Genomic DNA, 14,463 nt, shown 5'->3' on the forward strand with positions numbered 1-14,463 from the left:
GATCATTAACAAGGACTCTTAACATAACTTTGTTATAATTTTGATTATTTGCCTATTTCTGCATCATCTAAATTAGAATCATTTCGTTCTCCAATCTCTTCTTTTGCAAAAGGAGCAACTTGTGGCATAGCAGGTAATTCACCATTCATAATATAAGCAAGCTTTACTTGTTTAATCGTAAGATTAAGGTTGGCATAATCTGGATTAGGATTTGGAACGATTACCATGCCTGAAAATATTTGAATACTTGATGGGTTTACCCCATAGTAATTACCTACAAAATTTTTCAATTGTTCCATCGAAATTTCTTTGGTAGTTTCATCTAGTGAAGAAACTTCATTTTCTGAATCTACGCCATCCTTCTGACTAGCAAGTTCTGGCAATGCCTCTTTATTTTCCATCGCTGCTCTTGCTTCAGACTCTATAATTAATACATTCTCTTCTCCAGAAGCTGGCGTCACTATATATCCAAAACCTTTTCCGTACTTAACAGACTTAGCAGCCTTACCATAGTAGTTTTTAATATATTCAATGACCGCTTGATGGCTAACTCCTTTATTAGAAGGAGTTTCTTCAACCACTTCATCCTTTTCTCCTTCAACATTTTCTTCAGTTTCTGGCAAATCATTTGAATCTGTTTCATAGACTTCTGTTACGTCAATCTCATCGATCACTAAATTAAGATCACCAACTTTGATACGACCATTAAAGATAAACATATCAGATGGCTTAACTTTATAGCGCTGAGCGACATAGACTTTCTTTTCAAAAAGTGGATCTTCTATTGTTTTTACATCTTTTAATGAGACTTGATCATATTTAATTGGTAATTCTATGTCATCTAATGGTATCTCTACTACTTTATAGAACTTCGTTAAAGCATAAATGGTAGCATCTTTACGCCAAACATCAATGTAATCCTTATTACGCGATACTTCACTCATTTTAAGCGTAATCAATTGAGTTTGATAGTCTTCTTCCGATGTGAAGTTAGACTGCTTTAATTCTGTTGGAATTTTATCCATATTCGCTGTATGTGAATGATTACCGTGCGGAATAATCACTTCGTTACCGTTGACTTCCAGATCTTCAATGGCTACACCATTTTCCAAAGAAATATAGGCCAACTTGGCTGCAATTTCTTCTGCTGTATATTTACTTTCTTCTGCTGCATTAATGTTTCGCTGATTGATAAAGTCAGCAGCTGCTTTCAATTCACTGTCGTCTAAATCACCAAAAGGAATAAAGTGAGTGTGTCCTTCATGCTCAGCTGTAAGCCCCTTTTTAGAGTAGTTCAAAATACTTTCTGGTGTGAAAACATAGCCATCATCCGTTGTATATGTTTTACCGTCCTTACCCTTAGCTGACTTCTTATAATTTTGAGCTAAGAAATCAACTTTTCCATCTGCTTTTGGTTGATCTGGTTGGCTAGGCTTTTCAGATTGACTTGCTTGGTCTAATTCAGCTGGTTTTTCATTATCTGCTTTATCAACTTGTGGGTCTTTTGGCTTCACAGCGACTGATGGACGTTTGCCTAATTTCATTTCTGCTAATTTAATTTCTAAATCTGATAGACTTGAACGTGGAATAACATGGAAGTGGTCACCATGAGGTAAGACGAAGTCTCCCTCAATCTCATCTGTTACGAGTTCCGGGTCAAAGACCAAACCATCAGATTCAGTATGACGTTGGTTGATTGGCAAAGCATAGAGTTTGGCTAATAGGCGCTGATATTCTGAATTTGTTTGGTTTTTATTACCTTGATCATTTTCAGTTGGCTTATCAGCTATCTTATCAAGGTTTTGAGAAGGTTTTTTATTACTTGGCTGATCAACTTTGTTATCTTCTTTAGCTAAACCAAATTCAGCCAATAAATTACGTTTAATTCCGAATTTCTTTTGAATATAAGCTTGTGTTTGGGCTAATTCTCCTTTGTTTAAGTGAGCAAAAGGAACAAAATGGAAGTGACTACCATGAGCAGCAATTAAACCTGTATCCGTTACCTTAGTAATGGATCCCACTGAAAAGACATAACCATCATCCGTTGTGTAAGGACCTTTATGATTAACAGCTTTGTCATGAATGATCTGATCAACCATTCCTTTATCAGCTGTTTTACTATTGCCTTGTGAAATTTTTCCACCTGATAGAACAGCGTTTGCAATCATTATTTCTTGAGGCGTTAAATCTGACTTTGGAATAAAGTGGAAGTGGTCACCATGGGGAACAATAAAGCCATTGCCTAAATCTTTTATAACGTCATAAGGGTTAAAGATATATCCATCATCCGTTACGTAAGCTCCACTGGAATTGCGGTTACCTGATCCACCCACTTCACCAGCTGCTATGGTGTTAGCTACATCTTTACGCACTCCACCTGCTTGTTTAAAGACCTTTTGACTGCTGGTTACTTGAGCTTCAATATCTTGGAAAGTTCGGATATTATCAGCTTGGGCCCGATCTTCAGGAGCTATGTAAACTTGGTACTGATCTTCTAGCTTTACAATGTATCCATTCTTAATTTCTGCGACCACATCTTCTTGGTCCAATTGATAATCTTCAGGTGTTAAGAGTCTTTCAGAGAAAACAGCCTCTGGATCAAGGTCACCATAGAAAACATGTAAATCAAAAGCGTGATTGGTTACAAACTCTTCTTCGGTTAAATAGACAACAACATGCTCTCCTTCAATCCCTTTTTGATCTGCTACTTCTTCAGGACTGCGTTCTAATTCATAAGTAATAATAGCCTCTTCGCCAAGATCATATTCTTCCATCAAATCATAAATAGCCTTTGCATCGACAGGATCCATACTGTATGACTGTAGTAACACTTCTTCTAAAGAACGAAGATTTTTAGCTTGATCTGGATTTTCTATATAAAGATAATATTGGTCACCTACTAAAATAATTTGCCCTTCATCCGTTTGACTAACAAGATCCTCTTCATTAAATTGATAATCTTCAGGGGCTAAGACTCCCTCTGAAAAAATAGCATCACTAGGAACTGCTCCATTGAAATAGTGATAATGATCACCGTGAGAAGTCACATAACCTTCCCTATTGATTTGGACAATAATTTGCTCGCCCGCAATGCCTTCTTCCATTGAAATTTCTTCCATAGTGCGGTTTTCAGTGCTTGAGACATTACTTGGCTTTTCTCCATCGCTACCCTCAATATAATTAATGAATGAATCTTTATCATCTTGAGCGTAGATTGATTTAATTGGTTCATGCCAACTTAAAAGTGTCAATAAAGCGGCGGATGACAAGAGTATTTTAGATGGTTTCATTTATTTCTCTCCTTCTTCTTGCAAAACTTTTAACAGTTTTTGTAAATTATTTTCTAAATTAGCTAGTAAACTTAAATCATTATGGGGATCCGCTTCTAAGGGATCCAAGACTTCTACCTTAGCTCCAGTCTCTTGGGCTATTAATTGTGAAGCTTTATCTGAAATATTCGGCTCGGTAAAAATGGTTTTGACTTGATATTTTTCCACAAACTTTTTCACTTCTTGCAATTGTTTCACACTGGGCTCTTGTCCAGACACACCTGCTATTCCCAACTGTGTTAAGCCAAAGCGTGTGGCTAAATAAGAAAAGGCTGTATGCTGAGTGACAAAAGTCTTTTGCTTGAGCTTTTTAAAAAGTGAGGTGTATTTATCCGTTATAACCTGAGCTTGCGTTCCAATACTTTCTGCTCTTTGCAAATAGTAATCTTTATTATCTCTATCCACTTCCCCTAAGGCTTGAGCAATCAACTTTGCTTCTTCGCCTATTTCAATGGGATCTAACCAGGTATGTGGATCATAAAGGGTTGATTCATCTTTACCCTCCATCAATTCTAGTTTTTCTAGACCCGGCACTTTCTTCATAGCTAATCCATTCGAAGCTTCAATAATAATCACATTAGATTTCTCTTGCTTTTCGACATTGTGCTTAATTTTTTGAGCCCAAGATTCTAAGATATCTGAGTGATAAACAAAGATATCAGCATCATAAATGGCCACCACATCATTAGCCGAAGGCTCAAAACCATGAATACCATTCGCTGAATTAATCATCAAAACAGGGTGTTTATCGCCAACGATTTCCTTGGTTAAGGCATACATTGGATAAAAAGAAGTGACTATTTTTCTTTCTTCTTCTGCTTCAACAGATTGAATTGAAGAAATATTCACTAAAGAGCCAATAATAAGACAAAGAACTAACCACCATTTTTTTGTTTTTGCTTGATACTTCATACGATCTCCTTTTTTTAATTTATCTGCCTAAAGATAAATAGTAATTGTTATCATTTTCAAAATGAATATTACCGTCTTTCCTTTTTCCTGTCAACAAAAATTTTTGTGTTTTTTTATTTTTCTAAATTTTTGCATAAAAAAAGCCTAATCTTAAAGGATTAAGCTGTCTTAAAATTTTTGTTTAAAGTGAACAGGCATACATAAATTCATCCCGATATCTAAAGCCCTCTTTGGTTGGTAATTTAATACGTGTCTCATTGATAAGCTCGAAATGGAGGTAATCATAAAAACGGTAATTGCAATCCGTATCGGTGATTAAATAAACATTTTCCAAGTCCTGTTCTTTAAAATAATCAAAGACTTCGGTAATTAATTGTCTATAGGCTTGACGTTCACTTTAGAAGACGCGAGTCACTCGTTCGACTTCATCCGGTTGCGCTTGGTTGGATAAGGTGATCAATTTGTCAATAAAGTCTAACTGGAACATTCTAAAAGTCGAATCTGCTTCTTTCGTTAAACAAAGAGTCATACCAACAATTTCTCCACCAAGAACGGCAACGCATCCTAATGAGCTGTTCTATAGTGCTTTGTTAAGGGAAATAGCAGATGCTGTCTTTTCAAATTTCTTCGCTTTATAAACCCCTTCGGACCATGCCTCATGGACTAAATCCACTAATTAAGTCATAGCGTCTTCTCTAATTTGTTTAATTTCTAAAGTCATAACCCCTTCCATACTTTTGTTGTGATACTAGTATTCTTATTAACTTAAATCCTTAACTTAAACACTCTAGCGGTCCTGTCAAAGAATGCTGATATTAATCGTTTTCAATCTGTTTTCATTAAAGATATCTACTCAACTATTGTTATTTTTAAAACTCTTAAAAAGCTACTAGAAGTCTAGAGTTTTTTAGTAGCTTATTATAAATGTTTATTGATTGATTAGCTTTAAGCGTGCTTGGCGGTATTCTTCCATTAATTTTTGAATAATCGCATCAACACTCTGGCTCTCAGTAATTAAGCCAATTGATTGACCACACATAAGGGATCCTTCCTCGACATCATCTTCATAAACTGCACGCCGCATAGCACCTTCTGCTAATTTCATTAGGTCTTCATCTGAAGCCCCTTCATATTCTAAACGAATATATTTTTCAGTCATTTTATTCGGTAACACACGAACAGGATGTCCTAGACGACGTCCAGTAACCACCGTGGTTGTTTCGTCGGCTTGTAGGACTAAGTTCCTGAATCCTTCTTTGATAGGGCTTTCTTTGGAACTTAGAAAGAGAGAACCCATCTGAACTCCACTAGCCCCTAAGGCTTCCACAGCTAACATACCCGCACCATCAAAAATACCACCGGCTGCCACAATAGGTACATCAACTGAACGAATCACTTGGCGAACTAGAGGCAGGGTTGAAACTTGTCCGATATGACCTCCTGCTTCTTGTCCTTCTGCTATAATTGCATCAACACCTAGCGCTTCCATTTTTTTAGCGATTTTAACATTAGGTATAACTGGCAGTACTTTCACATTAGCTTGATGCAAAGCTGATATAAAATTCTTAGGAGTTCCTGCACCAGTGGTAACCACCGGTACTCCTTCTTCAATAATTACTTCAACCAATTCCTCGATATTCTTCATTTGCAACATTAAGTTAACCGCAAAGGGCTTACGAGTCATTTTTTTAACTTCTTGAATCTGTCTTCTTAACTCATCAGCTGACATACCACCAGATGCTATCACACCTAAGCCTCCTGCTTCAGAGACCGCTCCTACTAATTGATAGCGCGACACATTGGCCATTGCTCCTTGAATAATGGGGTATTCAATCCCCAATAATTGGCAAATTCTATCCATATTTCCACCTCCATAATTATGGCTCTCCCCTTGTGACTAGTTAGATAAAAGTAACTAGAGCCGACAAAATGAGGGGGTCAAATTGTTAGCTCTAGTTTAACAGAAGTAAACTTTTTAGTTATAGCAATTCCTAATAGTCATAGAAGCCTTTGCCAGATTTTTGACCATAATATCCCGCTTCAACCATTCGTTTAAGCAATGGTGCCGGACGGTATTTAGGATCATTGAATCCGTTATAAAGAACGGTCATCACTGATAATAAAGTATCCAAACCAATTAAATCACATAATTGAAGTGGGCCCATAGGATGACCTGCTCCTAATTTCATCCCTGTATCAATGGACTCTTTGCTGGCAATTCCTTCACCCAATACAAAGATGGCCTCATTAAGCATTGGAACTAAGATTCGGTTAACTGCAAATCCTGGTGAGTCATCTGCGATAATCATGGTCTTATTAAAGGCATCGATCACTTCTTGAACGGTTTGAATCGTCTCTTCGCTGCTTTGTAAAGCTGTCACAATTTCAACCAATTTCATAACTGGTACTGGATTAAAGAAGTGCATACCAACTACTTTATCCGGCTTATTAGTTACTGAAGCAATATCTGTTAGTGACAGAGAAGAAGTATTAGTGGCTAAAATAGCTTCCTCAGGTGTGACTTTATCTAACTCTTTAAAAATCTCCAATTTAATTTGACGATTTTCAGTGGCTGCTTCAATCACTAGTTGAACATCTTTAGCATCATCATAAGAAAGAGACTTATGGATTCTTCCTTTAATTCTTTCGACTTCTTCAGCCGTCATTCTTTCTTTTTCAACATTTCTTTGCAAGTTTTTATGAATCTTTTCTAATCCGCGATCAATAAATTCTTCTTTAATATCATTTAAGTAAACTTCATAACCAGCCTGGGCAAGGACTTGGGCAATACCATTGCCCATAATACCTGATCCAATGACCATTGTTTTTTGAATTTTCATTTAATCTTCTCCTAATCTCTTTAGACTTAGTCCTTGTAATAGCCGTTTTCTAATAAGATAGATATTCCCATTCCGCCGCCGATACAAGCTGATGCAATCGCATAGCGTGCTTCTGGACGGTTCTTGAACTCATAACAAATACTTGTAATCATTCGCGCCCCTGTACATCCTAATGGGTGTCCTAATGCAACAGCCCCTCCGTTTGGATTTAAGCGTTCATATAGCTCTGTTTCAGGGCCATTACCCAATTCTTTCAAGCAGGCTAGAGTTTGGGCTGCAAAAGCTTCGTTAATCTCAAGAATATCGATATCTTCTAAAGTAAAATCATTACGCTCCAAAATTTCTTTAATCGAATTAACTGGTCCTAACCCCATTAAATCTGGCTCACAGCCAGTAACAGAATAATCCATTACTTTAGCCATGATTTCTAAGTTATTAGCCGCGGCATTTTCTTTAGTCGTAAAAATTTCGAAAGCTGCCCCATCATTTAGTCCAGAAGAGTTTCCGGCTGTGACGCTTCCACCCTTAACAAAAGCTGGTCTTAGCTTAGCTAATTTTTCCATACTAGTATCCGGACGTGGGTGACTATCTTTATCAATCACAGTCACATTTCCCTTACGATCAGTTATTTCAACTGGCACAATTTCTTGAGCGAGGCGTCCTGATTCCATGGCTTTTTTGGCCTTAGCTTGACTGTTTAAAGCAAATTCATCTTGCTCTTCACGCGAAATCTTATACATCTTTGCTAAAGTTTCTGCTGTTTGTCCCATATGAATCAAGTCTGGGTACCCATCACCGACTGACCCTGTATGAATCATAGTATTCGCATCAATTAATCGCTGATCACCAGTTTTAAATCCTTGGAAACGCACTTCTTCTGGTAAGAAATAAGGTGCTCTAGATAGGGACTCTGCTCCCCCTGCCGCCACATATTTCTTTTCAGAAGCTTGTAAAAGCTGTACAGCTGAAACAGCTGATTGGATACCAGAACCACACAAACGGTTGACTGTATAACCAGTAGATTCAATCGGTAAACCTGCATTAATGCCGACTACACGACCAATATTACTTGAAGTAGGTGAACCAACCACATGGCCACAGATAACTTCTTCAATTTCTTCTAGGCTGACACCTGCTCTTTTAGCTGCTTCTTTTAAAGCAGTTGTTCCCAAGTCTTGAACACGAACCGTTTTTAAATCGCCCAAGAAGGCTCCTACAGGTGTTCTGGCTGCCCCAACAATAACTACTTCATCTAAATTTTTCTTCATAATTCGCTCCTTATCTCTTGCTTCAGCTTGGTATTTCTAAACAAAGGCCCCTTTACCTGTTAAGTGACGACCGATAATTAATGAGTTGACTTCGTGGGTTCCTTCATAAGAATATGCTGCTTCAGCATCCACGAAGAAGCGTGCCACATCGTGTTCAACAATAATACCGTTACCACCTAATAGCTCACGTCCTAGGGCTACTGTTTCACGCAGACGGTAAGCGTTATTCATTTTAGCAAGTGAAGATTGAACTTCTGCATACTTACCTTTTTCTTGTAGAACAGCTAAACGGTGAGATAGTCCTAATGAAGTCACACAGTTTGCTTGCATTCTGGCTAGTTTTTCTTGAACTAGTTGGAATTCAGAAATTTTCTTACCGAATTGCTCACGCTCTTTAACGTATTTCAAGGTATTAGCTAAAGCTCCAGCATGTAAACCTGTTGCTAAGTGAGCCACATCTGCACGAGTAGTGTATAAGATCTTAGCGACATCTTTAAAGCCATTAATATTTTCTAAACGCGCTTCAGCGTCCACTTCAACATTATTTAATTTAATATGTCCATTTTGGACCATTCTTAAGGCAATCTTTCCATCAATCTTATCGACTGTTAAGCCTTTAGTTCCGCCTGCTACCATGAAACATTTAATCTTGCCATCTTCAACGTCGCGTGCAAAAATTGGTAAAACATCGGCAGTTGCTGCCCCGCCAATCCATTTCTTCTCACCGTTTAAGACCCATTTATTACCTTGTTTCTCAGCAGTTGTTGATAGACCACCGGCAATATCTGATCCGTGAAGAGGTTCAGTTAAACCGAAACATGAATGCCATTCATAAGAGGCCAATTTAGGTGCATAGTAATTAACTTGTTCTTCAGATCCTCCGATTAAAACAGTTGAGTAAGCAAGTCCTCCGTGGACGATAGTGAATGCACCAATTGAAGAATCCATACGGTTTAATTCATAAAGACGGAAAAGATTAAAAATTTCTGAAGTTTTACGTTTATTTTCCCGTCCCTCGAAAAGAGTTGGATGAGTCATCAAACCTAAATCAGTAATTTTCTTAAAAGCTTCCATCGGGAAAAGCTCTTTCTTCCAGTGCTCATCAATAACTGGATAAAGTTCTTTTTCAAGTACTTCACGCAGCTTCATTAGAAAGTTTACTTCATTTTCTGAAAGATCATGCGAGTAACCATAGATATCTTCTGGATATAAATACTGTAATTTTTCAATCTTTGTAGTCATTTTAAAATCAATCCTTTTCTTTTATTTTAATTTTTTATTTTCTAAATAACCAAGCTTGATGGCTTCTTCTCTTAAACCATCACGGAACTTCGGATGCGCCACTTCAATTAAAGCTTGTACTCTTTCTTGAATACTCTTACCTTTAAGGTGGGCTACCCCATATTCTGTAACAACAATTTCAATATCATTTTTTGAGGTTGAAACAGGTGAACCACTATGTAAATGTGGAACAATTCGAGAAATGGTATCATCTTTAGCTGTTGAATATAGACAAACAATTCCCACACCATTGGCAGCAATTCTTGCCCCCACAGCAAAGTCTGATTGACCACCGGTACCAGAATAGTAGAAATCTTCTAATTGTTCAGAGTTACATTGACCCAAGAAGTCAATTTCTAAAGTTGTATTGACTGAGACCAGGTTTTCAATTTTTGCAAGTTCAACAATATTGTTTATGAAGTTAACCGGAAGAATTTCGACATCCTCATTATTATCAATAAAATCATACAAGCGACGATTTCCTAAAGCTAGAGTTGTTGAGAAACGGTGTTTACCGACCGGTTTCTCTTCATTAGTAATAACTTTATTGTTATAAAGATCTACTATTGATGATGGCAACATTTCGGTATGAATCCCTAAGTTTTTCTTATGGCTTAAAGCATTCATAACAGCATTTGGAATTGTTCCAAAGCCGATTTGAATAGTTGAACCGTCCTCAATAATGTCCCCAACATACTCACCAATTTTGCGGTCCTTATCTGATAATTCGATATCCGGTAATTCTACAACATCTTCAGAAGATTCTACAAAAGCAGTTACTTCTGAGATATGAATTCTCATCCCCTCTCCATGTGTATGCGGCATATTTTCATTTACTTCAAGAAACACTTTTTTTGCAAACTCAACCGTGCACGGTGTATAAGCAGCTGTTAAGCCAAATGAAAAGTATCCATCTTCATCCATTGGTGAAGCTTGACTAATCATTACAGGTTCTGGTTCTCTTTGTTTAATAATGGCGGGTATTTCTGAGAAATGAGAAGGAATTAAATCGACATCTGTATTTCTCATAGCCTTACGATCCAAGCCTGATAAGAAAAAAGTAAACTGTTTTAATTGATCTTTAGCTAGATTAACTACCGGTGACATTGATAACATCCGATACAATCGATTCCCTTTAAGTTGCTTAGCATTGTTTAAAGCTTGGGTAATCAATAATGGCTCACTTCCAGCCGCTGCTAGAACGATCCCTTCACCCGGTTCAATCATTGCGACTAACTCTTCAACTGAACGACGTTTTTCATCATAGATCGCTTGATATTGACTCATACTATTCCTCCTAACTTATTTGGCTTTAAAATTAGCTTTTCGCTTTTCAACAAAGGCATTCATACCCTCGATACGATCTTGACTATTAAATAATCCAATCACAATTTCATTTTCTAATAAGAGTCCTTCTTGTAAGCTTGATTGGGAACCTCGATTAATAGCCAGTTTGGCTTTTTTTAAAGCAAGTGGGGCTTGCTGCATTAGTTTGTCAGCTAATTTATCAGCTTCTTCTAATAAGTCTGCTGAAGGAACTAAATAGTCAATCAAACCTAATCGATAAGCTTCTTTACCATCTATCAATTCTCCAGTGAAAACTAATCGTTTTGTTGCACCTAATCCGATTAAACGGACAGCTCTTTGAGTGCCTCCATAGCCTGGCATAATTCCTAAGCCGACTTCAGGAAAACCGATTGTATTTTCAGAACTTCCTATTCTTAAGTCACAAGTTAAAGCGAGTTCCAAACCACCACCTAAGGCATAACCATTAATAGCCCCAATCATTATTTGCTTAAGGCCTGCTAAGCGATTCATTGTATAATTTCCATATTCAATGAATTTCTTAGCCACTTGGTCATCCATCTTCATCATTTCTTTAATATCTCCACCGGCCATAAAGGCTTTACCTTCACCCGTCAAGATAATTACTCGAATACTCTCGTCCTGCTCCATTGCATCCATAAAAGTATTTAGGTCATCCAACATTGCTGAATTAATAGCATTCAGGCTCTTGGGTTGATTGAGGACAAGCTTGGCTATGCCTTTATCAACCGTATAACTTAAAGTCTTTAACTGAGTCATTATTCTCTCCTTCAATCAAAATCACAAAGTAAAACTTGTTAGATAAAAATAATTCACAAACTCAAAATTGACTTTGATCGATCAAATTTAAATACTTACTCCATAAATTATGCAACACAAAATTTGATAAGCGCTTACAAATTGAGTATAGGCAATCATTTAGAGGCTTGCAACTTAGAAAAAGAAATCGATTCCATTACATTTACTAATCAGGTAGGATTTTAATTGTGATTTCTCCCACTATTTTTCACAAATTCAACAGTTTTTTTATAAAAATTTTTCACAAAGAGGTCATAAGTGCGATAGCTTTTGATTTAATATGAATTCGTATTAAATTTTATCTATTAAATACTTTGTGTAATCGCCAACTATTTAAATAAAGTTTTGCCTAATTTTTTTCAAAGCAGTTTTGTTAAATTTAAAAAATTATTTAAAAAAAGAGTGGACAGCACAAAAAAAGCATATTTCTAAAATTTAGAAATATGCTTGAAAGATATTTGACTCTTACCCACTAATTACTTGCTGGTCTATATAGTTTTTAATCCAGTCATAAAGTAAGTTATGGCTGGTCGGGTAAGCTTCATATTTTTTTCTTGATAAATAGATATTAAAAGGTAAATCTTTTTTGAATTCGCGATAAATTATTTGATCCGAATTCATTAAATGATAAGTAGATAGAGGAAGAATCGTAATTATTTCATTCCCTTTTACAAGATCAATAAGGTATTCCCAAGAAGAAGAGTGAACGAAAATTTCAGGTTTCATCTGTCTTTGAGCAAATTGATCCATTACCAAACGATTAGTAGAAAATGATTCATTAAAAATGGCAATAGGCATTTGGTTCACTTCATCCCAGGTCACTTTTTTCTTCTTGCCTAAAGGATTGTTAGGATCCATAAAGACAACAAATTTATCGTGAATCAGAACCTGGTCTTGAAATTCCCCTGTCCGTCGAATGGGATCCATCAGAATAGCCAAATCCACATCGCCTTCATCTAACCTTTCATATAAGAACTGACAACCGCCCTCAATAATTTCTAGGTTTACATCCGGATAAGTTTTTCGTAAATCTAAGACGACATTAGTTAGTCTAGTTCTCAATACAATAGAAGGTAGACCGATGCGTACCACATTATTAAGCTTGCGCGACTCATTGTGAATGGTCGTCATCATTCGATCATGAAGACCAATCATTTCTAAAGCATACTTATAATACTTATGACCAATCGGCGTCAGTCCTACCAAGCGACCTCTTTCGCGATAAAAAAGGTCTAAATTATGAGCTTCTTCAAATGAAGAAATTATTTGACTAAGTGCAGATTGGCTAACAAAAAGGTGCTTAGCTGCTCTAGTCATATTGCAATCTGACTGAACAATTTCAACGAAATACTTTAGTTGTCTAATATCCATTCTTTTACCTTTCTCCAGATTCTAATTATTTCTCTTCAATTATATCAGATATTCAATATTCTAAAAGGAAAACGCTTTATTTTCTGCACAAAAACCTCCTGTTTATTGCAGATGGTTTTTATCCTATTTTGCATTATTTTTTTGGAATTAAGCCAAATACTATTCTTTTTAAAGAGTGAGTCAATTTATAATAAAGCGGGAACGGACGATAGAAGAAAACGCCCGTTTTTTCAAGAATAAAACCATTGAAATTTTGTTTAAAACGCATAACGCCATCACTTCCATCAAATTCCCCCTCAATTCCATAAAAATTATAATAAGGAATCCCTTTTTTAATTGTTCGCATCATGGCTTCATATTGTAATAGAAATGGAGCTGAAAAGTTTTGATAAGATTCTAGCGATCCCCCCAGAAAATAAGTTGCTTCTTGATCTAAATAAACTATTAACATATTTGCTAAAGGAATAATTTCTTTTTTCTCTTCATCTTGAATGGCTTGAACCATTTCTATATCTTTCTCTAATGACTTGATTCGGTCTTGATCTTGAACTTTTTTGGGGTTTAATTCATTGATTTGTCTTTTTAGTTTTTCAATGGCTTTAGGAAGATTGATCTCAGCTACTAAAAACTCAACTTGATCCTTAAAGTTTTTATACATTGCTTGATAATAATCTAGTGATTTATCTCCAAAGTCCTGTCTTTGAGCGGTTTCCCTAGTTATTCTGCAGAAATCTTCCATTTCTTCATAGTCCATTGTTCGTATCGAAAGACCAAACTGCTTAGCCTTTTTAATCTTTCTTTGACTATTTTTATTAAAAGATTTTAAAAGCAATTTTTCATCTTCTGATGTAAAAGCACTTAAATCTTTTAAATATTGGAAAGTCGGCATTCCTTGCATATTGTAGACATTTGACTTTTCTCTAGTATAACCTAATTCATCAAAATAGCTTGGTATTGCTTCTAAATCCTTAATGGTTGTTGCTTCACTATTATAGAGATGATCCTTGTGATTAGGTTGAATAATCACCTCCGTGATTTTCATGCGTTTGGCATATAACTTTAGATGCTGGTAGAAAAGTGATTCATACTGTTCTTCTGCTGCAAAAGTCCCTGCCATTAATTCCATTCTTTTACCGGCGAAGACCTTTTGGCTATAAGCCAATCCCACAGCTTTTATAACTCCTGCATTTTCTAAAGCTAAACGTTTTTCCTGAAAACCGCGAGCAACTAAAACTTTAGCCATTTGAGCTGTTTGTAAAAAAGAAAAGCCACTTTTATTAGCTAAAAAATGTGCAAGTTCATCATAAGAAATTTCAATAATCTTCATGGCTACCTCCA

General features: G+C 36.3%; 11 protein-coding genes. All 11 read right to left on the reverse strand.

The annotated features are described in order from the left end of the window. Nucleotides 1–44: 44 nt before the first annotated feature. Nucleotides 45–3,290 (reverse strand): pneumococcal-type histidine triad protein, encoded by a 3,246-nt coding sequence (locus tag ACQV2G_RS02940; protein WP_428876107.1) that lies wholly within the window; start codon nt 3,288–3,290, stop codon nt 45–47. Continuing rightward, the gene (locus ACQV2G_RS02945; protein WP_428876108.1) at nt 3,291–4,241 is read right to left on the reverse strand and encodes a metal ABC transporter solute-binding protein, Zn/Mn family; all 951 of its coding nucleotides are present in this window, start codon (nt 4,239–4,241) and stop codon (nt 3,291–3,293) included. Nucleotides 4,242–4,638: 397 nt separating this feature from the next. Next, nucleotides 4,639–4,770, reverse strand: coding sequence for a hypothetical protein (locus ACQV2G_RS02950; RefSeq protein WP_428873523.1), 132 nt, complete (start codon nt 4,768–4,770; stop codon nt 4,639–4,641). Between the two features lie 399 nt (nt 4,771–5,169). Further along, entirely contained in the window at nt 5,170–6,102 is a 933-nt protein-coding gene (locus ACQV2G_RS02955; RefSeq protein WP_428873522.1) for an NAD(P)H-dependent flavin oxidoreductase, read from the reverse strand. 130 nt (nt 6,103–6,232) lie between these two features. Further along, complete coding sequence (locus ACQV2G_RS02960) at nt 6,233–7,081, reverse strand: 3-hydroxybutyryl-CoA dehydrogenase (protein WP_428873521.1); 849 nt, start codon at nt 7,079–7,081, stop codon at nt 6,233–6,235. Nucleotides 7,082–7,107: 26 nt separating this feature from the next. Further along, complete coding sequence (locus ACQV2G_RS02965) at nt 7,108–8,352, reverse strand: thiolase family protein (RefSeq protein WP_428876121.1); 1,245 nt, start codon at nt 8,350–8,352, stop codon at nt 7,108–7,110. Between the two features lie 33 nt (nt 8,353–8,385). Further along, nucleotides 8,386–9,591 (reverse strand): acyl-CoA dehydrogenase family protein, encoded by a 1,206-nt coding sequence (locus tag ACQV2G_RS02970; RefSeq protein WP_428873520.1) that lies wholly within the window; start codon nt 9,589–9,591, stop codon nt 8,386–8,388. Between the two features lie 21 nt (nt 9,592–9,612). Further along, a complete protein-coding gene (locus tag ACQV2G_RS02975) occupies nt 9,613–10,917 on the reverse strand; it encodes an acetyl-CoA hydrolase/transferase family protein (RefSeq protein ID WP_428873519.1) in 1,305 nt (434 codons plus the stop codon). A 15-nt stretch (nt 10,918–10,932) separates the two neighbouring features. Then, nucleotides 10,933–11,715, reverse strand: a complete 783-nt coding sequence (locus ACQV2G_RS02980) for an enoyl-CoA hydratase/isomerase family protein (RefSeq protein WP_428873518.1) — start codon at nt 11,713–11,715, stop codon at nt 10,933–10,935. 504 nt (nt 11,716–12,219) lie between these two features. Continuing rightward, nucleotides 12,220–13,125, reverse strand: coding sequence for a LysR family transcriptional regulator (locus ACQV2G_RS02985; protein ID WP_428876109.1), 906 nt, complete (start codon nt 13,123–13,125; stop codon nt 12,220–12,222). Between the two features lie 133 nt (nt 13,126–13,258). Continuing rightward, complete coding sequence (locus ACQV2G_RS02990) at nt 13,259–14,452, reverse strand: peptidoglycan bridge formation glycyltransferase FemA/FemB family protein (RefSeq protein WP_428876110.1); 1,194 nt, start codon at nt 14,450–14,452, stop codon at nt 13,259–13,261. Between the last annotated feature and the right edge of the window lie 11 nt (nt 14,453–14,463).

The sequence above is a fragment of the Facklamia sp. P12955 genome, from assembly GCF_050409565.1.
Taxonomy (GTDB): domain Bacteria; phylum Bacillota; class Bacilli; order Lactobacillales; family Aerococcaceae; genus Facklamia.

Bases quoted from the DNA above. Each gene is read 5' to 3' on its own strand.
- ACQV2G_RS02940 (WP_428876107.1), bottom strand. From the start codon at position 3,290: ATGAAACCATCTAAAATACTCTTGTCATCCGCCGCTTTATTGACACTT.
- ACQV2G_RS02945 (WP_428876108.1), bottom strand. From the start codon at position 4,241: ATGAAGTATCAAGCAAAAACAAAAAAATGGTGGTTAGTTCTTTGTCTT.
- ACQV2G_RS02950 (WP_428873523.1), bottom strand. From the start codon at position 4,770: ATGACTCTTTGTTTAACGAAAGAAGCAGATTCGACTTTTAGAATGTTC.
- ACQV2G_RS02955 (WP_428873522.1), bottom strand. From the start codon at position 6,102: ATGGATAGAATTTGCCAATTATTGGGGATTGAATACCCCATTATTCAA.
- ACQV2G_RS02960 (WP_428873521.1), bottom strand. From the start codon at position 7,081: ATGAAAATTCAAAAAACAATGGTCATTGGATCAGGTATTATGGGCAAT.
- ACQV2G_RS02970 (WP_428873520.1), bottom strand. From the start codon at position 9,591: ATGACTACAAAGATTGAAAAATTACAGTATTTATATCCAGAAGATATC.
- ACQV2G_RS02975 (WP_428873519.1), bottom strand. From the start codon at position 10,917: ATGAGTCAATATCAAGCGATCTATGATGAAAAACGTCGTTCAGTTGAA.
- ACQV2G_RS02980 (WP_428873518.1), bottom strand. From the start codon at position 11,715: ATGACTCAGTTAAAGACTTTAAGTTATACGGTTGATAAAGGCATAGCC.
- ACQV2G_RS02985 (WP_428876109.1), bottom strand. From the start codon at position 13,125: ATGGATATTAGACAACTAAAGTATTTCGTTGAAATTGTTCAGTCAGAT.
- ACQV2G_RS02990 (WP_428876110.1), bottom strand. From the start codon at position 14,452: ATGAAGATTATTGAAATTTCTTATGATGAACTTGCACATTTTTTAGCT.